The organism is Duncaniella freteri (assembly GCF_004766125.1).
Classification (GTDB): Bacteria; Bacteroidota; Bacteroidia; order Bacteroidales; family Muribaculaceae; genus Duncaniella; species Duncaniella freteri.
Window position 1 is genome coordinate 1,615,250 of the sequence record NZ_SJSA01000001.1, and the last position, 24,226, is coordinate 1,639,475.

Below are 24,226 nucleotides of genomic sequence, written 5' to 3' on the forward strand. Positions count from 1 at the left end.
TATTGGATTGTCAATATTATTACTTTATATTTGCGACTGAAAACACATATTCCATCACATGAAAACTTCTCTCCATCATATCACATTACCCATCATTATTATTGGGCTGAGCATATGCTCCTGTTCTTCCGACACAGGTTTCTCTACTCATTGGATTCAATAATCTCTACAGACACCGAAATCAAAGCTGTATCGTCGTAAAACGAAAAAATAATCGGGAACTATTATTACAAAAAACATAACCTTTTAATCTTAACAACAAGTCATGACAAATGTGATAAAACGTATTCTGTTCTTTGTATGTTTGTTCATATTACAGATTCCGTCACACTCAGCAAAAGCAGTAAGTAACAGTGTGAATGCCGATACGGTAAAGGTGACACTCTTGAACGGTGTTCCAGCTATTGATGTGAAAAAAAGAGACCTTGGAACTATTCATGTGGGGGATAAGGTTGATGCAAGCGTCCTTCTTTTTAACCGGTCCAAATACCGATTGGAGATTGCGGATCTGGTAGTTTCCGACCCAGCCATGAAGCTTGCCCCTTCGCAATCATGGATGATACCTGAGATGAAGATATGTCTTAACGGATATGTCCGATTCAAAACACCGAGAGGAAAATTTAGGATTACAGCAAAAGTGTATTACAAGGGCGTTAAAAAACCTACCATTGTTGTATATGAAGGTAATGTGATAAAATAATAATACCGACAATGAAACTTCTCAAGAAATTACGATTTATCGCAATATTTATCCTTTTCATCTCATGCCGACAGTCTGTGGATAACTCTCGTAATAATCATGTCGATATATCTCAGGATGTCATACCGTTTGATACCGACAGCATTCAGATAGGAGCCGGTGCACGGATTTACACATCCGACTCTCTTGTCATAATTAAGGACGGACAGTCGAATGACATGTTGTTGACAATAATTGATATACAGACTCTAAAGACTAAAGGACAAATTGCAAAATTCGGTCCTGGTCCGGATGAGGTAGCCGTACCAGGAGCTGTATTTATTGACAGGGATAACAAATCCATATCAATATTTGATTATGGGCAACTAAAGATTTCATCATATAACATTGACAGTGCTTTGGTTATGGACAAGTACTGTCCCACTACAATTTCAAACTTCAATAACCAACAATTCCCTGACCGTTACGTCCATGTTAACGATACTCTTGGTTTTGCAAGGTCAATCACCATTGATCCTAAAAAGAAAGGATATACTCAAGGGATATGCAGATATAACATCACAACCGGCGAACTGACCGACATTTCCGGTCCGTCACGCATGGAAGGATTAAAATCGCTCTTTGGAATATCAGTAGCTGACAGGATAATAGCAGAAGGAGCTACAAATAACGATATTCTAAACATATATGATTTCAATGGTAGATTGCTCCATGAGATCAAAGGTCCGGATTATGAGCCTCAAGTGGTTGGAAAAACCGGAGCAGACTGGGACAGTGCGCCGGAGCAGACTGGGACACTTTTGATGCTGCAAAGTTAATGATTTTTTCTGAGACTGTCGCCTTTTAGCTCAAAACGTATCGCTGAGTGCACCATCCGGTCGAGTATGGCGTCGGCGGCGGTGGTGTTTGTCTCCAGACAGTCGTACCAGTCGGAGACGGGGATTTGCGAGGCTATGATTGTCGCCTTGCGGCCGTGGCGGTCCTCGATGATCTCCATAAGGTCGAGTATCTGCTCGTTGTTGAGTTTCTTGATTCCGAAGTCGTCGATTATGATCAGGTCGTAAGAGGCTATCTTCTCGAAGAGCCTCTTGGTCTGACGCTCGACTCTTGCCATGGCGAGGTCTTCCATGAGTTTGAGGATGCTCCAGTAGCGGGTCTTGAAGCCGGATATGCAGGCATGATGTCCGAGGGCCGATGCGAGCCAGCTTTTGCCCGTGCCGGTGGCTCCGGTTATGATCACAGGAATGCCGCGCCTGATGTATTCGCCGGCACACATCTGGGTGATGTATGCTTTGTCAAGACCACGCGCAGAGTCGTATGCGAGTTCGTCGACTGACACCTGATAGCGGAACCGGGCGTTTTTGAGAAGCCGGGCATTCCGGTTTGCCCGGCGCATGTCGTGTTCTCCCTGAAGGAGAAGACGGAGTCCGTCCACGATGTTGAGTGAAGTTGCCTGACGTGTTTCCATCAGGCTCTGCCATGTCTGCGCCATTCCCGGAAGGCGCATCTGTCGGAGTTCAGAAAGGATTCTTTCCATTGATTGTGTTGTTTTTATGTAAATGGTGGATTATTATGCGAAAGCCGCTTTTCCGCGGATGTTGGAGTGATTTCCGGGAGGCGTCAGTTCATCGGCGTTCTCACGGAAGCCCTCGCATTGTGTCTTGATGAGAGCCTTGACGAACCTGTAGCGCAGATTGCCGTGGCAGACGGCTATGGTACATGCCTGACGGAACAGGGCCGGGTCGCTGTCGCGTTGGAGACTGAAGAAGCCCTGGGCAGTGCGGAAGTATACCTGTTCGGGCTGTCCTCCGGCGAATATGGCCTCTATTATTGTCTTGAACTCGGGGCTGATGCGTTCGGCTTTGGATATGAAGTACTCGGCGCTGTATGCGCGGTATTCCCTTGATTTTGGAGGAAGGTGCTCCTCGACATAGGTGTAGTCGTTGCGGCGGTATGAGCGCATGTGTGTGGCCACGCATTCTCCCGAGTGATATACGCGTACCTGCGTGGCTGTGAAGGTGACATCCACCTGCTGCCCGATCAGACGGTAAGGCACGGAGTATGAGTTGCGGTTCGCCCCGAAGGTGATGAAGCTGTTCGGGGCCACCTTCAGTGTGGCGCGGCGTTTGAACTCGAACGGAGCCTGCGGTAGCGGAGCCAGCATCGGTTTCTCGGAGGCCAGGAAGCACTCACGCCGCGAGTAATCGCAGCCGGTCAGCCGCTTCTGGTTATAGCGGTCGACAAGCTCAGCGACTGCCTCGTTTAGTTCTTCCAGAGAGTGGAAGATGCGGTTGCGCAGCGGGGCGTAGATATGACGGTAGGCCTTGTTGACGGCATCCTCGACCAGAGCCTTGTCCTTGGGCTTGCGAACTCTCGCGGGCTGTGCCACACACAGATAGTGGTTGGCAAGGTCGTTCATGCCTGTAGTCAGGTCAGGTTCGTAGGAATCGGCCTTCTTGACCGCCGATTTCAGATTGTCAGGCACCAGTATCTTCGGGACACCTCCGAAAAACTCCAGAGCCCTGACCGTGGCCATCAGAAACTGCTCTATCCCCTGTGACCGCACGCACATGACAAAAGTCATGCCCGAGTACGGCATTATGGCCACATACGTCTCCACAAACACCTCCTCCCCTGTGTCAGTGTCAATATACGACAGACGGTCCCCGGCAAAGTCAATCAGCATCTTCTGTCCCGGCTGATACAGGTCGCGAAGTAACGTCGAGGGAGTGACCGCTTTCATATGCTGGGATATGTGATAGCGGAACTGCGACAGGCTGTAGCCGTCGGGGTGATCTCTGCGGTATTCCTCCCATAACAGCTGCGATGTGACATGCGGTTTTTTCAGTTCTTTCTCCAAAGCGGGCAGAAGTTCCTTCAGAACTTCCATCCGCTCATCGCAATACGCCGGGCTGCCCCCGTTGAAACGGTGGTTCAGAACCGTGTCCTCCAGCGCTATAAGTTCGCGTGTCGTAAGAGGGTCCGCCTCAGCTATCGACTTGTAGCGGCTGACTGTGTTCTTGCTGATATGGAGCGCTGAAGCAATTGAACGGATCGATTCCTTTTGCGACAGGCGTATCAGCACCTGCTTGATGATATTCATGCTTATCGGTTGTGTTGCCATGGCTATATTCCTTATTTATGGGAATATAGCTGAAAATCATCAAAAGTGTCCCAGCATGCTCCGGTTTTTTGCGCCAGGCGCCCGACAGCCAGAGACTTGCGTCAGAGCGACTGTCCCAGCATGCTCCGGTTTTCTGCGCGGCGCGGCGTGCTTTCGGCCATTTGTCCCAGCATGCTCCGGTTTTTACGCCTGTCGACCCCGAACTCAGGACGCAATTAGCTGATAATCAATCCTGCCTTCCGGCTCTAAAATGCAGATTTCGGCACTGTTTTATGCCTCCCATGCTGTCCCAGCATGCTCCGGTCTCTCCAAGTGGTAAAAGGCAAGGTATTTTTCAGGGAAATAAAAGTTATACCTGATTATATATTAGCTGCCTATTCAGGTCGTGCATCAGGTGAGAATGCATACAGTGCTGACCGAATCCATGTATACAATCATGATGGAAGCTATGTAAAAACACTCATCATAGGAAAAGATATAACCGACATGGCTTATGATAACACCTCGAATCGCCTTTTCTGTATATTCAATGACGAGAATATACAATTTGGATATATCGAACTGGACGGCATTCTATAATGCAATATCACACCTTTGTTATCATAAATTCATGTTATAAAAGTATATTATTATCATGTAAAAGGTGATAATAAACATAGGCATGAGGCTGTATCGTAATCAATGTTTACGATACAGCCTCATGCTTGTGGACTTTATTTTATTGCTGTCAGGAGAGGGCCTGCTCTATGTCGGCGATTATGTCGTTGACATCCTCGATGCCTACGGAGAGGCGTATCAGGTCAGGTGCTACTCCTGCTTCACGCAGTTGCTCGTCGGTGAGCTGGCGATGGGTGTGGCTTGCGGGATGCAGCACACATGTGCGTGCGTCGGCAACATGTGTGACTATTGCTATGAATTTCAAGCGGTCCATAAATTTTATTGCGTCCTCGCGTGAGCCGTGAAGCCCGAATGCGATCACTCCGCATGAGCCTGAGGGCATGTATTTCTGTGACAGACCGTAGTATCTGTTGGATGGGAGTCCGCTGTAGTTGACCCACTTCACTTTGGGATTGCTTTCAAGCCATTTTGCTACTGTCAGGGCGTTTTCACAGTGGCGTGGCACACGCAGGTGCAGTGTCTCAAGCCCGAGGTTGAGGAGGAATGCGTTCTGGGGTGACTGTATCGATCCAAGGTCGCGCATGAGCTGGGCTGTAGCCTTGGTGATATAGGCGTTGCGTCCGAAAGCCTTGGTGTAGGTGAGTCCGTGATATGAGTCGTCGGGAGTGGTCAGTCCGGGGAATTTGTCGGCATGCTCTTCCCAGGGGAAGTTTCCGCTGTCAATAATCACTCCTCCTACGCTTGTTGCGTGACCGTCCATGTATTTGGTGGTGGAGTGGGTTACTATGTCGGCTCCCCATTCAATCGGGCGGCAGTTGATGGGTGTGGGGAAAGTGTTGTCGACTATCAGAGGCACGCCATGGGAATGGGCGATGCGGGCGAATTTCTCTATGTCGAGAACTTCGCATCCGGGATTGGATATGGTCTCTCCGAATAGCAGTTTGGTGTTGGGGCGGAAAGCTGATGCAATCTCCTCCTCCGATGCATTAGGATCAACGAATGTGCATTCTATGCCGAGTTTGCGGAGGGTCACGCCAAAGAGATTGTAGGTGCCGCCGTAGATATTGGATGATGTCACGAGGTGGTCGCCTGCCTGGCATATGTTGAATACGGCATAGAAGTTTGCCGCCTGCCCGGATGAGGTGAGCATTGCCCCCACACCGCCTTCAAGTGCGGCTATCTTGGAGGCAACGGCATCGTTGGTGGGGTTTTGAAGACGAGTGTAGAAGTAGCCTGATTCCTCAAGGTCGAAAAGGCGGGCCATATGTTCGCTCGAATCGTACTTGAATGTTGTGCTCTGATAGATGGGCAGCACTCGTGGCTCACCGTTTTTGGGTTGCCATCCACCTTGCACACATATTGTGGCTGCTGTGTATTTCTTGTTGTTCTCCATTGCGTCGTTATTTATTGATCGAAAAAACAATCAAGGACTTCCCCTCTGTTATCATGGCGGGAAGTCCTTGGATGTGGGTTTCAGCTTTTGAAGGCTTAAGCTATGTTGTGGCTGTGATTAAGCGTTCTTAACCTTGTCGACAACAGCCTTGAAAGCGGCGGGATTGTTGAGGGCGAGGTCAGCGAGCACCTTGCGGTTGATCTCGATTCCTGCCTTGTGGATGAGGCCCATGAGCTTGGAGTATGAAAGATCCTCAAGGCGGGCTGCTGCGTTGATACGCTGTATCCAGAGGGCACGGAAGTTGTTCTTCTTGTCCTTGCGGTCGCGGTAAGCGTAGGTAAGACCCTTTTCCCAGGTGTTCTTTGCTACGGTCCACACGTTGCGGCGGCATCCGAAGTAACCACGGGTGAGTTTGAGGATTTTCTTGCGGCGAGCTCTTGAAGCTACATGATTTACTGATCTTGGCATTTTGCGAAATGTTTTGTGAACGTCAGCGGCACATTATGCTCTTGATTAAATTTAGGGGTGGCTGACCGTTCGGTTAACTTAATTGGAATTAAATCACGTTTTCTCGATCGGAGAAAATATGTCGTTTTGGTCTCGGCAGTCAGGATTACTTGAGTGCGAGGAGCTCCTTGACATTAGATTCGTTAGCGTGAGCTACAGTGCTGGAGTGGGTCAGATTGCGCTTCTGCTTCTTGGTCTTTTTGGTCAGGATGTGGCTCTTGTAGGCATGTTTTCTCTTGATCTTTCCTGTTCCGGTAAGGGCGAACCTCTTTTTGGCACCGGAATTAGTCTTAATCTTTGGCATTTTGAATGTTGTTAAAAATATGATTTGATTCTTAGCGGCCGGTGATCAATCGGGACCGGCGCGCCTGTATGTTGCTTTATGTGTGCCCGGTGGGTCCCGGGCGTGAGTCGAGGCGACTGAGTGTTACTTCTTCTTGGGGCTGAGCATTATTATCATGCGCTTCCCTTCGAGAACCGGCATCTGGTCAACCTTGCCGTATTCCTCAAGATCGTTGGCGAAACGGAGGAGCAGGACTTCTCCTTGCTCTTTGAAGAGGATTGAACGGCCTTTGAAGAACACGTAAGCTTTTACTTTCGCGCCTTCCTGAAGGAAGCCTACAGCGTGCTTGAGCTTGAAGTTGTAGTCGTGGTCATCAGTCTGCGGACCGAATCGGATCTCCTTTACCACTACCTTGGTAGCCTTGGCTTTCTGTTCTTTCTGTCGCTTTTTCTGCTGATAGAGGAATTTCTGATAGTCAAGGATCTTGCACACCGGCGGTTCGGCGGTGGGTGAGATTTCGATGAGGTCGAGCTCCAGTTCCTCGGCAAGCTTCAGCGCTTCCTGGATGGAGTATATGCCTGTCTCAACGTTGTCGCCTACGAGCCGCACTTCACGTGCACGGATGCGTTCATTGGTTGCGTAGGGGTCTTTCTCTTTGTTAGGGACAAAGGGGCGACGGGGCCCGTTGTTGGGACGGGGAGGACGAGGGGTGAAAGGTTTTTTCTCCATTCAGGGGTTTTAAGAATCTTGTTTTAGGGTTACTGGTTAATCATCTCATTGACTTCGCGAGTCAATTCGGCTGCAAAGTTAGCAATTTTCATCGAACCTTTATCACCTTCGCCCTGTTTTCTTACAGAAATTTCACCATTTTCGGCTTCTTTTTCTCCTACGATGAGCATATAGGGGATACGTTTGAGTTCGTTGTCGCGTATTTTCTTGCCGATCTTCTCGTTTCGGTCGTCGACTTGGGTGCGTATGTCCTGGATGTTGAGCTGCTTTGCAACCTCGTGGGCATAATCGTTGAACTTCTCCGAGATGGGGAGCACGACTGCCTGTTCGGGAGCGAGCCAAAGGGGGAATCTGCCGGCTGTGTGCTCAAGGAGCACTGCCACGAATCGCTCCATGGAGCCGAACGGCGCACGGTGGATCATCACCGGACGGTGCTTCTGGTTGTCACTTCCGGTGTATTCGAGCTGGAAGCGTTCGGGCAGGTTGTAGTCAACCTGGATTGTGCCGAGCTGCCAGCGGCGTCCAAGTGCGTCCTTTACCATGAAGTCGAGTTTGGGCCCGTAGAATGCAGCCTCGCCAAGCTCGGTGCGTGCTTTGAGCCCTTTCTCGGCGCATGCGTCGATGATTGCCTGCTCGGCAAGGTGCCAGTTCTCGTCACTGCCTATGTATTTTTCCTTATGTTCCGGGTCGCGCAGAGAGATCTGGGCTTCAAAATTCTCGAATTTGAGAGCCTTGAAAATGAAGAATATAATATCCATCACTTTCAGGAACTCACCCTTTATCTGGTCAGGTGAGCAGTAGATGTGGGCATCGTCCTGAGTGAAGCCGCGTACGCGTGTCAGTCCGTGGAGCTCGCCGCTCTGCTCGTAGCGGTACACGGTGCCGAATTCGGCAAGGCGCAGAGGCAGGTCACGGTAGCTGCGGGGGAGTGCACGGAATATCTCACAGTGGTGAGGACAGTTCATGGGCTTGAGCAGGTACTCTTCACCCTCCTCGGGTGTGTGGATTGGCTGGAAAGAGTCCTTTCCGTATTTTGCGTAGTGGCCTGAGGTGACATAGAGGTTCTTGTTGCCGATGTGCGGTGTGATCACCTGCTGGTAGCCGTACTGTTTCTGTATCTTGCGGAGGAATTGCTCCAGACGGTCGCGCAGTGCTGTTCCCTTGGGGAGCCACAGGGGCAGACCGGCTCCTACGTTCTGAGAGAATGCGAAGAGCTCCATCTCTTTGCCGAGTTTGCGGTGGTCGCGCTTCTTGGCCTCTTCAAGAAGAGCCAGATACTCATCGAGCATCTTCTTCTTGGGGAAGGTGATGCCGTACACACGCACAAGCTGTTTGCGCTTTTCGTCGCCGCGCCAGAACGCCCCGGCGAGAGATGTTACCTTGGCGGCCTTGATAGGGGCGGTGTTAGGGATGTGGGGACCACGGCACAGGTCGGTGAAAGAGCCTTGTGTGTAGGTGGTGATGTGTCCGTCCTCAAGTTCGGATATGAGCTCACACTTGTACTCCTCGCCACGGTCGCCAAACATTTTCAGCGCATCCGCCTTGGAGATGTCAGCGCGTACGATTGGCTGTTTCTCCTGAGCGAGTTCAAGCATTTTTTTCTCGATCTTGGGGAATTCGGCGGATGTGAGCTGGTGCTCTCCCGGGTCGATGTCATAATAGAAGCCGTTCTCGATTGCCGGGCCTATGCCGAATTTCACTCCGGGATACAGCTCCTGGAGAGCCTCAGCGAGAAGGTGGGCCGACGAATGCCAGAACGCGTGCTTCCCCTCAGGGTCGTCCCATTTGTGGAGCTTGAGGGTGGCATCTTCATCAATGGGGCGTGCGAGGTCCCATTCTTTGTCATTGACGGTGGCTGCGAGCACATCGCGAGCCAACTGGGACGACAGGCTTTCAGCTATCTGAAAAGGGGTGGTGCCCTTTTCGTACTGCTTTACGCTGCCGTCAGGGAATGTGATGTTTATGGAATCCATTTTTTAATATATGTGGGGGAGACATACGGACGACTCCCCGCTGTTTTTGTTTCAGTTTGCAAAGGTAACGAAAATTGAGTAATTTTGCTACGATTATGGGAAAAATAAGCAACGCAACAGTCCAACGCATACTGGAAGCCACCGACATAGTTGAGGTGGTGAGCGATTTCGTGTCATTGAAGAGGAAAGGTGCCAATTATTGGGGGCTCTGTCCGTTTCATAATGACCGTTCGCCGTCATTTTCGGTGTCAAAGTCGCGTGGACTTTGCAAGTGCTTCAGCTGTGGGGAAGGGGGTAGTGCCGTCAATTTCCTTATGAAGCTGGAGCACCTGAGCTACAGTGAGGCTCTGCGTTATCTTGCCCGAAAATACAATATCGAGGTTGAGGAGCGTGAGATGACTCCCGAAGAGGAGCGTAGGGAGACGGCTCGCGACAACATGTTTGCTGTCAATGATTTTGCACTGCGTTATTTCAAGAACAACCTTTTTGAGACCAATGAGGGGCGAGATGTTGGCCTGAGTTATTTCCGCCATCGCGGCATCAGCGATCCGATGATCGAGAAGTTTCATCTCGGCTATGCATTGGAGCTTAAGGATGCTCTATACAAGTATGCACTTGAGCGCGGTTATAGCGAGGAATATGTGTTTGCCACCGGACTGTGCACGCAGACTGACGATGGGCGTGTCTATGACCGGTTCCGCGGACGTGTGATATATCCGGTCCACACGCTTTCTGGCAAGGTCGTGGCATTCGGAGGCCGCACACTGCGATCGGACAAGACCATGGCAAAGTATGTCAACTCCCCTGAGAGCGACATCTATTCCAAGCGCAGGGAGCTGTACGGTCTTTACCAGGCGAAGCAGGCAATATCGAAGGAGGGGAAGTGTATCATTGTCGAGGGGTATATGGACGTGATATCCATGCATCAGTCGGGGATATGCAATGTGGTGGCATCGTCGGGCACCGCGCTCACAGTGGAGCAGGTGAGGCTCATAAAACGGTTCACCACCAATGTCACTCTCATTTATGATGCCGATGCTGCCGGTATCAAGGCATCCCTGCGCGGTATAGAGCTCCTGCTTCAGGACGGGATGGATATAAAGGTGCTCCTGTTGCCTCCGGGTGAGGACCCTGACTCGTTTGCCCAGTCGCACAGTTCTGCCGAGGTGAATGACTATATAAAGGCGAATGAGACTGATTTCATAACCTTTATGGCCCGCATCCTCCTTAAGGATGTCGACAACGACCCCACCGGACGTGCGAATGTAATAACTCAGATAGTAAAGACAATCGCGCTTATACCCAATGAGATCACCCGAAGCGTGTATGTACAGGAGTGCTCCAACATTCTTTTCATATCGGAGGATGTGCTGAGGCGTGAGGTGGGCAGATATTTCAATGAGTATGCGCTGAAGTCGCGTGAGGACCGTCTGCGCGAAGCATCGCTTACCACCGACCACCGTAAGGCGGATGAAGATTCCGTCCCATCTGCCGGACGCGGAGATACTGATGAGCCTGAGTCAGAAGGTCCCAAGGCGAATCCTATAAGCTCTCATGCCGCATTTCTGAGGAAATACGAGATGAATCTGCTCAGGCTTGTGGCACGTTACGGCAATCTTACTCTTGCCGACAGTGTTGATGAGAATGACAATGTGGTTGCCGTATCGGTGCTTGAGTATATAGAGTCCGATTTGCAACAGGACGGCATAGCTTTGTCAAATCCTGACCTGGCACATTTTCTCAGTGTGGCACACAGGGCAAGCCGTGAGTCATGGGAGGAGAGTTACAGACATGAGATGGAGCGGCTTCAGGCGGAACGTTCGCGCAAGTTTGCCGCCGGGATCGAGGAGATTCGTGCCAAGGCTACTGATGTAGGGAGCATAACCGCTATGGAGCGAGCCCTCAATGAGACTATCGATGCGGAGTATAGCATCGGGCTTGAGGATTTCTGTGCCGACTATCTATCGCGTATACTATGCTCTTCTCCCGACGATGCGGTGCGCAATCTTGCCACAGAACTTGTGGTGGAGCGTTACACGCTGAGCAAGGTGCACACAAAGTATGCCCATGTGGAGACAGAGCGTGAACAGCTTGTGGAGCTTGTGCCTCGTGCCATACACGAACTCAAGGATGCCATTCTGAATACGCGTGTCATTGATGCTCGTGGCAGGCTCAAGCAGGCGTGTGAGTCAAATGACTATGCCTCTACTCTTGACGCGATGAGAGAGATCAAGGATCTGGAAACCCTGCGCTCCTCGCTTGCCAAACTTATCGGTGACCGTGTGATAGCCCCGCGTAAGTAGTATTAGGTGATTGTCGCTTTATGGCGTCGGACAATCAGGATATTAAAAAGAGCTCCTGCCTTCCCGGCAGGAGCTCTTCAATCATTTAGATATTATTTAGCCATTGGATCTTCTTTTATCGTGTGCCGCCGAATATCCATACCGGTTCAGAGAACACGTATAGACCGTCGCCGTAGGCTTCACGCACATTGGTGTTGGATGAAACACCTGAGTTGCCATAGGGCAGGCGCAGAGGCCAGCGTGATGATGAGCCGTTCATGTTCTTGGGATTGGTGAGGGTTATGAATTCCTCGCCAAGAGCTTTGCAGCGGCGAATGTCGTTGTAGGTCTCGACCTGTTCGTCGCGGCACTGAGAAAGATATTTCTGTACCATTACCTCCTTGACAGGATTGTCGGAGATGCGAGAAGACAGAGAGGCTACATATTCGGATGCCGACTGGCTGATAGAGCCGAACGTCTTGATGTCATTGAAGTTGGCATTGATGGCTGAGCTCAGGGACTCGGTGCAGTCAGCTCCGTTACGAGCCTGTATTTCAGCCATGATGAAATACACCTCGGAGAGTGAAAGAATGTGAGTGGTGGCTGTCGGGTACAGCGGATAGTCACCTGCTGCGTTGTATGTGAGCCATTTAGGTGCGCTCAGGGACCATGCGCCCGAAAGCACTGCCATGGTCTCGTCGCCGGGTATGCCGCACACAGGGGCCTGGTAGTCCGGATCGGCAGGGTCCATTTCGTCGCCGGCACTATAATAATATATGTATACGTTCTCGCGAGGGTCCTGACGATCCTTGAGCAGAGACTGCACGGTTGTGGTGCATGCACAGTAGTCGCGGCTGTACTGGAATGCCTGCCATGGTGACATGAGTGATTCAGTGCCGTCGTAGATGTCGAGCACCATGCCGTCAAATCCGGCATCGATCGCAGCCTGAGCTTCGGTCAGAGCCTCGGCGGCGGCATTGGCGTCTCTTTTCATCATGTGAAGCTTGTAACGCGCTTTCACGGCATGGGCGGCGGCAAGCCATTTGCTGTTGTCATTGCCGTAGAGGAGGTCCTGGTCTCCTACATTGCTCATCCCCTTGGTCTTTGCTTCGGTCAGATTGGCGATAGCGTCGTCAAGAAGAGCGAAAATGTATTTGTAGATCGATTCCTGCGTGTCGAGTTTGGGCTGCTTTAGCGCGCCTCCTTGCAGTGCCTCTGAACAGGGGATGTCACCATGCATGTCGGTGAGTATGCCCCAGTTGAGCGCGGCGAGCACCTGTGCCATTCCTAAAAGGTCCTTCTGTCCGCTGTTGAGGCCTCCTTCACCGCATTTGGCGATTATGCTTTTCAGGTTCAGGAGAGTGGCGTATGTGCCGTTCCACACATTGTTGAATGTGGATGAGCCTGCCACTTCTGATATCTGTCGGAGCTCGGCATTCTTGAACTGGTTGTTGCCTGTGCCGAATATCTGTTCGTTGTATACCGATGCATAATATGAGTAATCGCCGCTTGCGGTGGTGAATCCTGTGGATGTGATGGCATCGGTGATCATCAGACGTCCGTTGATTACGTCGATCGGGGGATTGCCGTGATCGGTGTTGATGCGGTCCATCTCATCCTCGGAGCAGGAAGCCATGAGGAGTAGAGCGGCTGCCGGAATAAATTTATATAGTTTCATTTTGAATGTCAATGTTATTTATGTTTGGAGTCGGTGTTTAGAATGTGAGTTTGAGGCCTCCGCCGAATGAAGCTGTGTTAGGGAGGGAATATCTCTCGAAGTAGCCTCCTGAATTGTTGTTGCCGACGGATGACTCGGGATCGAAATCATCCATTTTTGCCCATACAAGCACGTTGCGTGCGAATCCTGATACACTTATGTCGAATCCGGCAATGCGTGGGAGCTGGTAGGTGAGGGTTAGATCTCTGAGCTTGACGAAGTCGGTGTCGACAATCATGCCTTCTGATATGTTGTAGTACACATCGTTCCACCTGTATCGGTCCACATCATACTCCACAGGCTTGCGTGTGTCATAATCGATACCTGAGACGTGGATCTTCTGCTCGCGGTCGGCTGATTCCTGGGTTGCGCCGAACGACTGCATTGTTCCGTATGTTCCGTGATACATCTCGCCGCCCTTCTGCCAGCTCCATGTGGATGAGAGGTTGAAACGCTTGTATCGGATGTTGGTGCTTATGCCCATATTGAAGTCGGGTGTGCATGTGCCTATCACCTTGGAGTTGCCGTCGGTCATAGGGAGTCCGTCGGCATCGAGGAGCAATAGCCCGGTTGCCTCGTCGCGCATGAAGGAGTTGCCGAATATCACGGGATAGCTGTAACCTGTGTAGGCTCGTACCTGAGGCTCAACGAATCCGCCGAGCATGATGTTGTCGACGCCGGGAGCGAGTTCCTTGACAATGGATTCGTATTTGGTCCAGTTGACACCGAGGTCGATTGCGAAATCACGTGATGTGTAGGCTGTGACAGATGCGTTGATCTCATGAGTGTTGGTGGTGATGCGTCCTCCGTTGGTCATTATGCTCTGGTAGCCTGTGGCACCGTCCATCGGAACCTGGAATATCTGGTCGCGCACATCCTGATAAGAATATGTGTACTCGAATTTCACGCGGTCGTTCCACATGCGGAGGTCGAGTCCGAGTTCCCAGTTCTTGGTGGTCTGTGGTTTGAGATTGGGGTCGTACTCACGCCAGTATGTAACGAACGACGACACTCCATTGATCGGATAGTTGACAGGGTCGATGCCGTAGAAGCCGCCTCCGTAAGTGGGTGTATAGGCAAAGTTCTTGAGATAGGCTCCAGCCTGACCCACTTCGGCATATGATGAGCGGATCTTGCCGAATGTGAGGATATCGTTGCCTTTCAGGGCTTCAAGTTCGGTGAACACCCATGACAGAGATACTGAGGGATAGAAGAATGAGCGGTTGCCTCGTGGCATTGACGATACCCAGTCGTTACGTCCGGTGACGTTAAGGAAGAGCATGTCGCGCCATGCGGCGGACGCGTTGAAGAAGATGCCGACGGTACGGTCCTGGGATGGTGCTTCGTAACCGTAGGTCATAGTGGTGCAATTACTGATGGTGGGCTGTCCGTAGAAAGCGAGCCCTGAGCCTATATAGTCGGATGATACGAGCTTGTCATTGTTGACCTCGTTTCCCACGAGGAGCCCGAAGTTCCAGTCGCGGTTGTCACCTAACTCTGCGGTGAAGTTGGCGGTGATGAGGTTGTTGAACGTCTGGCGGGTGTATGTCTGATTCTCGATGTATCCTGTGTTGGCCTGGGCTGTTCCCATCTCCTGTATTGTGGAGTAGCGTGAGGTGTAGGCGTCGAGACCCATCTGCTCTTTTATCATGAGGTCAAATGCGTCTCCCCAGTTGATCTGCGGACGGTATTCAACGTAAGCGTTGCCGTAGAATCTCTGTGTGGACTGGGTGTAGGCATTGTTTTCTGCCCACCAGTATGGATTGTTGAATGTTGTGGATCGGAAAGAGATCTGTTTTGATGGATCTCCGGGGACTGACGAAGGTATGCCCTTGAGGTCATATTCGGCAGGAGCCGAGTAGACTACGTTCACAATGCCGGAGTTGGCCTGTGGGGCTGTGCGGATGTTGGTGTGTACATAATTGGAGGTGAAGCCTACTTTCCACTGGCTGTTGATGTACCAGTCGAGGGCTCCGCGTGCACCCCAGCGGTCAAGACCTGTGTTCTTGACCACACCTTCCTGATGGGAGTTGTTGAGTCCGAATGCATAGGATGTGCGGTCGGTGCGCTGGGTTATTGAGAAATTGGCATTCTCGGTAAATCCGTTTGAGAAGAAATCGCCAACATTGTCATATATCTGAGGTGTTGTCCATCCGTCCAGTCCGGCTTGTGCGCGCTTGGGGTTGTAGTACATGCCGGGATGCATTCCGTACTGGCGTGTGTAGCTGTTGTCGGTGTTGCCGCCATAGTTTGCGTCGTTAGGGAGTTCGGATATCTTGGGGCCCCATGTCATTGAAGCTGTGGGGTCATACTTTCCTCCCATACCCTGAGCATAGATGTCCTGATGTTTGAACTTCCGGGATATGCGTTCGCTTGACAGGTCGGTCGATACTGTGATGACAGGTCGTGAGCTTGTGAGTCCGCTTCCACGCTTGGTGGTAATGACTATCACACCGTTGGTGGCGCGTATGCCGTATAGAGCTGCGGCTGCCTGTCCTTTGAGCACGTTGATTGACTCGATGTCGTCAGGATTGATATCGATGGCGCGGTCGGCATACGATGCGTGCGACACCATTCCGTTGGCTGACTGTACCACGTCCGGGGTGGATTCGACAGGCATGCCGTCTATTACATAAAGAGGCGCGTTATTGCCGGAGAATGATCTGACACCGCGGATCGTGATATTGCTTGACGCTCCGGGGGCTCCTGACGAGGGGCGTATCTCCACTCCTGAGAGTTTTCCCTGCATCGCGCTCGACAGTGATGTGGTGCCTGCTGTGTTGAGGTCCTCGGCTTTGAGGTCCTGAACGGCATATCCGAGCCCTTTGCGGTCACGCTTCACACCGAAGGCTGTCACTACGACCTCATCAAGCATAGCCTCAGAGGTGCTGAGAGCAATGGTCATAGGTTGTCCAGGTGTCACATCAACCTGTTGTGTGGTCATCCCGACGTAGCTTACGTTGATTTTCTTGACTGTATCGGGCACTTTAAGCGAAAAATTTCCGTCAATATCGGTGCTGACACCTGTTCCTCCTCCCACCGGGATAATGGTGGCTCCGATCAATGGCTCGTTGTCGCCTGAAAAGACCACTTTCCCTTGGATGGTGATTTCCTGAGCAATCGCGCTCACACTCACCGTGAGGAATGTAAGAAGTAATGATAATAGCTTTCTCATACAGTGAATAAATAATAGATTTGATGAATTAGCCTTAGAAATTGATATTTATTTACGATTTATAGCTTTTTGAGCTGCAAATGTAATATATTTTTATGGGGGGGGTAAATTATTTTATTAAAATAAAATTAAATAATATTTATAAAAGTTAATTAAAATACTCTTTTTAATTGAGAATTATTGTTTATTCATCAAAAATATAATGAATTATCTCAAAAAATGGCGTGTTTGTCTTACAATAGTTAAATGGTGGGAAATATCTGGCATTATAAGCCGGCAGATGTGTGTAATAGAGAATTCAGTGGCATTTTGAGATTCTTATTTTTTATTAGTGTGAAAACTTGTTTAAGGAAAAAAAGATGTAACTTTGCGTCCATGTAAATCTGACATAACCATGGATAATCTACCTTTTGCTTTTATTTGTCTCACATCGTTTTTCACATTGGCTAATCCGCTGGGCACTATGCCTGTGTTCCTGTCAATGACCAAGGATCTTGACAACTCGCAGCGTACGGCTATTGCCAAGCGTGCCACTATCATTTCATTCATCATTCTGATATGTTTCACGGTGTGTGGTCAGGTGCTTTTCACATTGTTCGGAATATCGACCAACGGTTTTCGCATCGCTGCGGGATTCGTTATCTTTAAGATTGGCTTTGATATGTTGCAGGCGAAATATTCCCATGTGAAACTTAGCGAGGAGGAGGTCAAGGTCTATGCCAATGACATATCCATAACCCCTCTTGCCATACCTATGCTCTGTGGTCCGGGCGCGATAGCAAACGGTATTATGCTTATGGATGATTCCACTTCTCTGACTATGCAGGGTATCCTCATAGGGTCCATCGCATTGATATATCTGCTGACTTATGTGATACTGAGTGCTTCGACGCGTCTTGTGAAATTGCTTGGCGACACAGGCATCAATGTGATGATGCGTCTCATGGGGCTTATACTTACGGTGATAGCTGTGGAGTGTTTTGTCGGTGGCGTGAAACCTATTCTTATCGAGATTATCCAATCCGGGAACGGTCTTATATGAATGTAAAGAAGCACACTGGCAATCTGCCAGTGTGCTATTCTGTTACAAGGTGTTATTATAATCCTTTTGGAGTTTGCGGTTGCGGAAACGGTGATTTCCGAAACCGCTGTTTCGCTACTGCAAAAGTAATGCTATTTTTGTGAAAACGTCAGCACGGTGCGGATTTGTTGCATAAGGAGCACCAATGCTGTTTTATCCGCCTTGTCTGCTACGGTTATTACTGTGCAGCCACACCACATCACAGAGAAAGGCAGAAGGATTCACGTTCCCTTCTGCCTTTCTCTCTCTCTCTGTTGAACTACTGATGTTGTTGTCTGAATTTCTTATTTTACGAGCTCCATTCCACGCATTATCGCGTCCTTATTGACAGGGAGCATGTGGTGATGGCGTTCGGGAAGAGTCTTTTTGAGTCCGCGCATCACTGCATCCACGCTCACGAGCGGTTTCACTTTAAGGAGCGCTCCGAGTAGCACCATATTGTAGCTTTTTGCTGACGACAGCTCGAATGTGGCTTCCATGGCATTCACCGGCAGGACATTGATGTCGGTGCGAGTCGGCGCATGGTGGATGCTGTAGGGATCGTATATGAGTGTGCCGCCTGTTTTCACTTTGCTTTCGAACTTGTCGAGGCTCTGCTGGTTGAGTATCACGGCTGTGTCGTAGCGGTTGAGCACAGGGCTTGAGATTGGTTTGTCAGAGATGATCACTGTGACGTTGGCAGTGCCGCCACGCTGTTCGGGACCGTATGATGGCATCCAGGTGACTTCGAGATTGTCCATGAGTCCGGCATAGGCAAGTATCTTTCCCATTGACAGAACCCCTGACCGCCGAATCCGGCTATAATGATTTCTTCTTTCATAGCTTATTCGTTTTTCAAGTCACCGAGCGGATAGTGCTCGAACATGTTCTCTTCCATCCATTTATTAGCTTTTTCAGGAGTCATTTTCCATCCTGAAACGCATGTTGATACGATTTCCACTACCGATGTGCCCTTGCCCTGCATCGAGTTTTCGAAAGCCTGGCGTATGGCTTTCTTGGTTTTTCTTACAGCGGGTGCTGTGTGAACGCACTGGCGTGTCACATAGCTCGTGCCAGGGAGCTGGGCGAGCAGCGAGGAGATGTTGAGGGGATATCCGTTCAGGTCTACGCGTCTGCCGTAGGGGGTGGTGGCTGTCACCATGCCTTCGAGTGTGGTGGGAGCCATCTGCCCTCCGGTCATGCCGTATATGCCGTTATTGATGAAGATTATGGCTATGTTTTCGCCGCGGTTGGCTGCATGGATGGTCTCGGCTGTGCCTATGGCAGCAAGGTCGCCGTCGCCCTGATATGTGAACACCAGGCGCGAGGGGTTGAGCCTTTTTACGGCTGTTGCTATCGCCGGTGCACGACCGTGGGCCGCTTCGATCCAGTCAACGTCAATATAGTTGTAGGCCATCACGGCGCATCCTACCGGTGCTATTGCTATGGCTGAGTGCTCGGCCCCCATCTCTTCTATCACCTCGGCCACTAACTTGTGGACCACTCCATGGGAGCATCCCGGGCAATAGTGCATTGTGTTGTCGTTGAGGAGCCGTGGCTTGGATGCTACGATATTGCAGGGCTGCTTGATTTCTTCAGGTGTCATAGCTCAAACTTTTCTTTAAGTGCGACGAGTACTTCGTCAGGGTCCATGACTATGCCGCCCATGCGTCCGAAATGGTGCACGGGGCGAGGCTCTTCGAGGCTCAGGCGCACATCTTCGATCATCTGACCGGCGTTAAGTTCCACTACGAGAATACCTTTCATCCTTTTGCTCAGACGCTTGATGGCTTCAGAGGGGAAAGGCCACAGGGTTATGGGACGGAGAAGACCTACTTTGATTCCTTGGGCGCGGGCATCCTCCATGGCTTTCTGACATATGCGTGCCACGCATCCGAATGCCACTATGAGATACTCTGCGTCTTCGGTCTCATGCTCCTCCCATCGTGGTTCGAATTCCTCGATGTGGCGGTATTTTTCCTGTAGGTGCAGATTGTGTTTCTCCATCTCCTGAGGCACAAGCTCAAGGGTTGTCATGATGTTGGGTTTGCGCGACTCGGGACATCCGGTGACTGCCCAGGGGCATTCGCGGGCTATCTCTTCATCGGTGCGGCGCGGGCGTGGGGCAGGTAGCTTGACACGCTCCATCATCTGACCTACCACGCCGTCGGCAAGCATCATCACGGGATTGCGGTATTTGTAGGCAAGGTCAAAGCCGAGCCCAACGAAATCGGCCATTTCCTGTACGGATGCAGGCGCGAGTACTATCAGATGGTAGTCGCCGTGACCTCCACCTTTGGTGGCTTGGAAATAGTCGCTCTGTGATGGCTGTATGGTTCCGAGTCCGGGGCCTCCGCGCATACAGTTGATGATGAGTGCGGGGAGTTCGCCGGCGGCTATGTATGATATTCCCTCCTGCTTCAAGCTTATGCCTGGGCTGGAGGATGATGTCATGCAGGCTTTACCAGTGGCGGCTCCGCCATACACCATATTGATTGCTGCTACTTCGCTCTCCGCCTGAAGCACTACCATGCCGGTGGTGTCCCACGGCATGAGCTCTTCAAGGGTTTCGAGGATTTCGCTCTGAGGCGTGATGGGGTAGCCGAAATAGCCGTCCACTCCGTAGCGTACGGCTGCATGGGCTATAGCCTCATTGCCTTTCATTAATGTTACTTCTTCTTCCATATCGTTGTATGGGGGGTGATGGATGTGAGAGGGGGGATGGGGAGTCAGGATTTTTCAACTACGCGGTACACTGTGATGCATCCGTCAGGGCAGACGGTGGCACAGGCTGCACACCCTATGCAGGCTTCAGGGGCGATATCCTGGGCGTAGTGATAACCACGGTCGTTGACATCCTTGGTCTGAAGCTTGAGCACATTGCATGGGCAAGCCACTACACAGAGGTCACATCCTTTGCACCTCTCTCGGTCTATGTCCACAGCACCTGTAATTTTTGCCATAGTTAAAAGTATTTCTGAGAGTGCGGTAATTCAAGGCTTCTTTCTGTTGTGATGAATTGCCGGGGAACAACTGCATCTCGTATTTTTAGTTATTGTACAACACAAATTTAAACAAAAATCCCCGAATAGGACAAAAATAATATTTATTTAACCAATTGCACAATGCTATGGACTATGCGCAGTCAGTTAAAATCGGCTGCTGTTTAGTGTGTTAAGGTATGTTGAGGGTTATTGCGGCTTCGCAAATGTGAAAATTTGTTTATCGAGGTTGCTGTTTGCAACATGAAGCCTTATTCCTTCGACATTGGGGAGTGACCACAGCTGTGATATGTCAAAGGATGCGTAGTATGCACGGTCGTGATAGTCAACATCTTTTGAGATGATGTGTACCAGATATACGTCAGGCATTTTCTGATCGATGGTGCCGGGGTCCACAGCCAGACAGAATATGCGTGGCTCGGTGGAATATGTGAGGCGTACATGAACGTTGATGTATTTGCCTGAACGCCATGTGCTGTAGAGGTATACTTTGTCGTTATGCCACATGTCAAATTCCGGACGCCATGTCATGTTTATATCGGAACAAGTGATAGGAGTGCCCCTCGCAGATATATATTCCCTGAGTTGTATGCCTCGTTGTTTTCAGGGATGTAGTAGATGAGCATCCTTGATCCTTCATCGATGCTCCCGGTGTTGAGCATTCCTTGGGCTCTGAGGGTGATCTCGGGAGAGTCGTCCACTTTATTGAACGTGAATGTGGCACGGCCGTCAATGTTGCCTGCAAAGGTCACTATGTCGGTACAGGTCATATCTACCTCGTGGTCGACACCCTCCTCCCGACAAGAGGACAATGTGCTGGCAAGCAATATTATAATGTATAGGTGCCGGAGGATGCGCGTCATATTCATTGGTGCGGTGATGATGAGGTGAGAGGTTATATTGAGTGGATGTCGTCAATGATTCTGCCGTCGGCCATGTGGATGACTCTGTCGGAGTTGCATGCGAGCGATTCGTCGTGGGTTACGATTATGAATGTTTTGCCGGTGGTCGAGCGCAGGTCGAAGAACAGCCTGTATAGCTCTTCGCGGTTGTGGGAGTCAAGGCTTCCTGACGGTTCGTCGGCAAGGATCACCTTGGGGTCGTTGATTAGGGCGCGCGCCACGGCTGCACGTTGGCGTTCGCCACCCGATAGCTGATTGGGGCGGTGGGTGAGTCGTCCGCCCAGGCCGAGTCCGTCCAGCAGTTCGGCGGCTCTTTCCATGGCTTCTTTGCGTCCCATGCCGCCTATCATGGCAGGCATGGCTACATTTTCAGCCATCGAGAATTCGGGCAGCAGCTGATGGAACTGGAATACGAAACCCATATTGCGGTTGCGGAATGCTGCGAGTTGGGCTTCCTTCATCTTCACTATGTCGGTGCCGTCGTAGATCACTTTGCCGCTGTCGGGAGTTTCGAGAGAGCCTATTATCTGAAGCAGCGTGGTTTTGCCGGCTCCGCTGGGCCCGACAATGGAGAGAAACTCGCCATCATTGATGGTGAGGCTCGCCTCGTCAAGCACCCGCAGGCCGTCATAGCTCTTGATTATGTCCTTTACTTCAATCATGGTTGTAGCCCTATTGGCTGCTGATCATATGGATAGTCGGCGCAGGGTGTCGACAAGGTCACGCTTGATGGGCTTGTCGTTCTTGATTGCTTTGGAGAAAGGCACATATACGATCTCGTCGTTGCGCATACCTATCATCACATTGCGCTGGTCCTCAAGAAGAGCGTCGATTGCGGCTGAACCCATGCGCGAAGCAAGTATGCGGTCGAATGCAGTGGGAGAACCGCCGCGCTGTAGGTGACCGAGTATTGATACTCGTACGTCATATCCGGGATATTCGTTTTTGACACGTTCCGCAAGCCCCATCGCGCCTCCTGTCACAGGGCTCTCGGCAACGAGAACGATGGATGAATTCTTGCTTTTGCGGAAACCGTGTTCTATGAGCTCGGCAAGCTGGTCGACCTCGGTGGATATTTCCGGTATGATGGCTGCCTCGGCTCCGGAAGCGATGGCACCGTTGAGGGCGAGGAACCCTGCGTCACGGCCCATGACTTCAATGAAGAACAGCCGTTCGTGGCTTGTGGCGGTGTCACGTATCTTGTCGACACATTCCATGATGGTGTTCAGGGCTGTGTCGTAACCGATAGTGGAGTCGGTGCCGTATAGGTCGTTGTCGATGGTGCCGGGGAGTCCTATGATGGGGATGTTGAATTCGTTGGCAAAGATGCGGGCACCGGTGAGTGAGCCGTCACCTCCGATCACCACAAGGGCGTCGATCTCCTGGCGTTTGAGATTGTCGTAAGCCAACTGGCGGCCCTCGGGAGTGGTGAACTCCTTGCAGCGGGCTGTCTTGAGGATTGTGCCGCCTGCCTGTATGATGTTGGATACGTTCTGGGTCCTGAATTCTACAATCTCATCAGTGATCAGTCCGCGATAGCCGCGGTATATGCCTTTCACACGGAGTCCACCGTATATGGCGGAGCGTGTTACCGCGCGGATGGCGGCGTTCATTCCTGGGGCGTCACCTCCTGAGGTGAGGATGCCCACGCAATTAATTTGTGCCATTGTGTACCTATTGTTTCAAGACACAAAGTTAGGAATAAAAAGTGAGATACGGAAAAGGAAAATAAAGTTATTTGGAGACGGTTTTCTCTAAATAATATATTCAAAAAGACATGATGTTGATAATAGTTGTGATAATGCTTGGTGTGATGTTGGATTATTCTGAAAATAAGGTCGCTATGATATGTAATACGAGATTTTAGTTAAAAAAAACAAAAGAGCGGAAGGTAGATTGTTTTGTGGTTGTTTTTTTATTATATTTGCGAATAACCAGTTAAAATAGTTGTAATTATGAACAGTCTCTCCTTTTATTTATTACCCATAGTGCTTTTGGTAGGTTTCACAGGTAATGGAACGGTATTATTGGACGATGTTTCTAATGTGGATTTAGCATGCAATCGAGAAGGATTAAATATTGATATTTATGGTAGTATATCAAATTCGTATGAAGGCAGTCTTTCAAAATGTTCAAAGATTGGTGATACGATAATTGAGTTGACAAAGTCAGAGCAAGAGGTTATCAGTCAGAATGCGCAAAAAGTAAAATCAGATATACGCAGTGAATTTGAAAGATTGCATAGTGATTGGTATGATGCGTCAAGAGAGGATATGCGAGTGCTTGTGAGCAGTTCCATGTATTCACGGATGGAGGTGCCTGAATTTGATAAGTTATTAGAGATGGGGGAGGAAATAATACCTTTGGTTCTTGAAAAAATGATGGATAGGAAATATTTTTTCACTCAAGTGCTTTATGAGGCATTAATGGGAAATAAGCCTATTCTTATGAATGCGGTAGATAATGATGTCATCAGATCTTCTCAGGACAGGGCTCAATTGTTAGTACGTGAATGGATTAAGTTATATAATAAAAAGTGAAAATCGGCTGGTTGTCATAATCATTGATTGGTCCAATTACTGATTTTGTAGCGAAAAGCTAAACGGTTCAGATTTCGAAAGGTAACATAACAATGACTAAGGATGAATATTGTGGTTTCATCCTTGGTCATTTATTTCATTTGTCATATTGTAAGGGGTCGGAGGCATAGGCTGTCGGTGCGATTGTGTCAATGAGCAAAGATTTGTTAAAGGTCGTTTTC

General features: G+C 50.1%; 22 protein-coding genes and 1 pseudogene. 6 read left to right on the plus strand and 17 right to left on the minus strand.

Translation table 11 applies throughout. The features are described 5' to 3' along the window. Window positions 1–355 precede the first annotated feature (355 nt). Entirely contained in the window at window positions 356–700 is a 345-nt protein-coding gene (locus EZ315_RS06905; RefSeq protein ID WP_207104619.1) for a hypothetical protein, read from the plus strand. A gap of 11 nt (window positions 701–711) precedes the next feature. Further along, window positions 712–1,518 carry a 6-bladed beta-propeller gene (locus EZ315_RS06910; RefSeq protein WP_135471432.1) on the plus strand — a complete coding sequence of 269 codons (807 nt, stop codon included), beginning with the start codon at window positions 712–714 and terminating at the stop codon, window positions 1,516–1,518. On the opposite strand, the gene istB is transcribed toward EZ315_RS06910, so the two are convergent. Further along, window positions 1,515–2,237, minus strand: coding sequence for an IS21-like element helper ATPase IstB (gene istB / locus EZ315_RS06915; RefSeq protein ID WP_135471433.1), 723 nt, complete (start codon window positions 2,235–2,237; stop codon window positions 1,515–1,517). The genes EZ315_RS06910 and istB overlap by 4 nt on opposite strands. 33 nt (window positions 2,238–2,270) lie before the next feature. Next, the gene (gene istA, locus EZ315_RS06920) at window positions 2,271–3,824 is read right to left on the minus strand and encodes an IS21 family transposase (protein WP_135471434.1); all 1,554 of its coding nucleotides are present in this window, start codon (window positions 3,822–3,824) and stop codon (window positions 2,271–2,273) included. Window positions 3,825–4,136: 312 nt separating this feature from the next. Here istA and EZ315_RS06925 point away from each other — a divergent pair, with 312 nt between their 5' ends. Beyond that, window positions 4,137–4,403, plus strand: coding sequence for a hypothetical protein (locus tag EZ315_RS06925; protein WP_135471435.1), 267 nt, complete (start codon window positions 4,137–4,139; stop codon window positions 4,401–4,403). A 148-nt stretch (window positions 4,404–4,551) separates the two neighbouring features. Here EZ315_RS06925 and EZ315_RS06930 read toward each other — a convergent pair whose 3' ends face one another. The 5 genes from EZ315_RS06930 to thrS form a co-directional block, all read right to left on the minus strand. Beyond that, entirely contained in the window at window positions 4,552–5,835 is a 1,284-nt protein-coding gene (locus tag EZ315_RS06930; protein WP_135471436.1) for an O-acetylhomoserine aminocarboxypropyltransferase/cysteine synthase family protein, read from the minus strand. Window positions 5,836–5,952: 117 nt separating this feature from the next. Continuing rightward, on the minus strand, window positions 5,953–6,303 hold the full coding sequence (gene rplT / locus EZ315_RS06935) for a 50S ribosomal protein L20 (protein WP_135471437.1): 351 nt from the start codon (window positions 6,301–6,303) through the stop codon (window positions 5,953–5,955). A gap of 145 nt (window positions 6,304–6,448) precedes the next feature. Continuing rightward, window positions 6,449–6,646, minus strand: a complete 198-nt coding sequence (rpmI, locus tag EZ315_RS06940) for a 50S ribosomal protein L35 (protein ID WP_135471438.1) — start codon at window positions 6,644–6,646, stop codon at window positions 6,449–6,451. Between the two features lie 123 nt (window positions 6,647–6,769). Then, window positions 6,770–7,354, minus strand: coding sequence for a translation initiation factor IF-3 (infC, locus tag EZ315_RS06945; RefSeq protein ID WP_135471439.1), 585 nt, complete (start codon window positions 7,352–7,354; stop codon window positions 6,770–6,772). Window positions 7,355–7,383: 29 nt separating this feature from the next. Continuing rightward, window positions 7,384–9,327: a threonine--tRNA ligase gene (gene thrS, locus EZ315_RS06950; RefSeq protein WP_135471440.1), complete on the minus strand. Its 1,944-nt coding sequence runs from the start codon at window positions 9,325–9,327 to the stop codon at window positions 7,384–7,386. A 95-nt stretch (window positions 9,328–9,422) separates the two neighbouring features. Between thrS and dnaG the strand changes: the two genes are divergently transcribed. Continuing rightward, the gene (dnaG, locus tag EZ315_RS06955) at window positions 9,423–11,630 is read left to right on the plus strand and encodes a DNA primase (protein ID WP_135471441.1); all 2,208 of its coding nucleotides are present in this window, start codon (window positions 9,423–9,425) and stop codon (window positions 11,628–11,630) included. A 115-nt stretch (window positions 11,631–11,745) separates the two neighbouring features. On the opposite strand, the gene EZ315_RS06960 is transcribed toward dnaG, so the two are convergent. Together EZ315_RS06960 and EZ315_RS06965 are read right to left on the minus strand one after the other, a co-directional pair. Further along, window positions 11,746–13,287, minus strand: coding sequence for a SusD/RagB family nutrient-binding outer membrane lipoprotein (locus EZ315_RS06960; RefSeq protein ID WP_135471442.1), 1,542 nt, complete (start codon window positions 13,285–13,287; stop codon window positions 11,746–11,748). A 37-nt stretch (window positions 13,288–13,324) separates the two neighbouring features. Beyond that, window positions 13,325–16,501 (minus strand): SusC/RagA family TonB-linked outer membrane protein, encoded by a 3,177-nt coding sequence (locus EZ315_RS06965; protein ID WP_135471443.1) that lies wholly within the window; start codon window positions 16,499–16,501, stop codon window positions 13,325–13,327. Window positions 16,502–16,895: 394 nt separating this feature from the next. On the opposite strand from EZ315_RS06965, the gene EZ315_RS06970 reads away from it, so the two are divergent. Continuing rightward, on the plus strand, window positions 16,896–17,543 hold the full coding sequence (locus tag EZ315_RS06970; RefSeq protein ID WP_135471444.1) for a MarC family protein: 648 nt from the start codon (window positions 16,896–16,898) through the stop codon (window positions 17,541–17,543). A 323-nt stretch (window positions 17,544–17,866) separates the two neighbouring features. Here EZ315_RS06970 and EZ315_RS06975 read toward each other — a convergent pair. The 8 genes and pseudogenes from EZ315_RS06975 to pfkA all read right to left on the minus strand — a co-directional run bounded on the left by EZ315_RS06975 (window position 17,867) and on the right by pfkA (window position 23,132). Next, window positions 17,867–18,402: pseudogene (locus EZ315_RS06975) on the minus strand (2-oxoacid:acceptor oxidoreductase family protein). 3 nt (window positions 18,403–18,405) lie between these two features. Continuing rightward, complete coding sequence (locus EZ315_RS06980) at window positions 18,406–19,167, minus strand: thiamine pyrophosphate-dependent enzyme (protein ID WP_135471445.1); 762 nt, start codon at window positions 19,165–19,167, stop codon at window positions 18,406–18,408. Continuing rightward, window positions 19,164–20,246, minus strand: a complete 1,083-nt coding sequence (locus tag EZ315_RS06985; protein WP_135471446.1) for a 3-methyl-2-oxobutanoate dehydrogenase subunit VorB — start codon at window positions 20,244–20,246, stop codon at window positions 19,164–19,166. Before EZ315_RS06985 ends, EZ315_RS06980 begins: the two co-directional genes overlap by 4 nt. A 44-nt stretch (window positions 20,247–20,290) precedes the next feature. Beyond that, window positions 20,291–20,524 carry a 4Fe-4S binding protein gene (locus tag EZ315_RS06990; protein WP_135471447.1) on the minus strand — a complete coding sequence of 78 codons (234 nt, stop codon included), beginning with the start codon at window positions 20,522–20,524 and terminating at the stop codon, window positions 20,291–20,293. A 228-nt stretch (window positions 20,525–20,752) separates the two neighbouring features. Beyond that, complete coding sequence (locus EZ315_RS06995; protein ID WP_135471448.1) at window positions 20,753–21,094, minus strand: hypothetical protein; 342 nt, start codon at window positions 21,092–21,094, stop codon at window positions 20,753–20,755. A gap of 2 nt (window positions 21,095–21,096) precedes the next feature. Continuing rightward, a complete protein-coding gene (locus tag EZ315_RS07000; RefSeq protein WP_135471449.1) occupies window positions 21,097–21,426 on the minus strand; it encodes a hypothetical protein in 330 nt (109 codons plus the stop codon). A gap of 32 nt (window positions 21,427–21,458) precedes the next feature. Further along, window positions 21,459–22,127 (minus strand): ABC transporter ATP-binding protein, encoded by a 669-nt coding sequence (locus EZ315_RS07005; protein WP_135471450.1) that lies wholly within the window; start codon window positions 22,125–22,127, stop codon window positions 21,459–21,461. Window positions 22,128–22,151: 24 nt separating this feature from the next. Further along, window positions 22,152–23,132 (minus strand): 6-phosphofructokinase, encoded by a 981-nt coding sequence (gene pfkA, locus EZ315_RS07010; protein WP_135471451.1) that lies wholly within the window; start codon window positions 23,130–23,132, stop codon window positions 22,152–22,154. Between the two features lie 288 nt (window positions 23,133–23,420). Between pfkA and EZ315_RS07015 the strand changes: the two genes are divergently transcribed. Continuing rightward, the gene (locus EZ315_RS07015; RefSeq protein WP_135471452.1) at window positions 23,421–24,005 is read left to right on the plus strand and encodes a hypothetical protein; all 585 of its coding nucleotides are present in this window, start codon (window positions 23,421–23,423) and stop codon (window positions 24,003–24,005) included. Window positions 24,006–24,226: the final 221 nt, after the last annotated feature.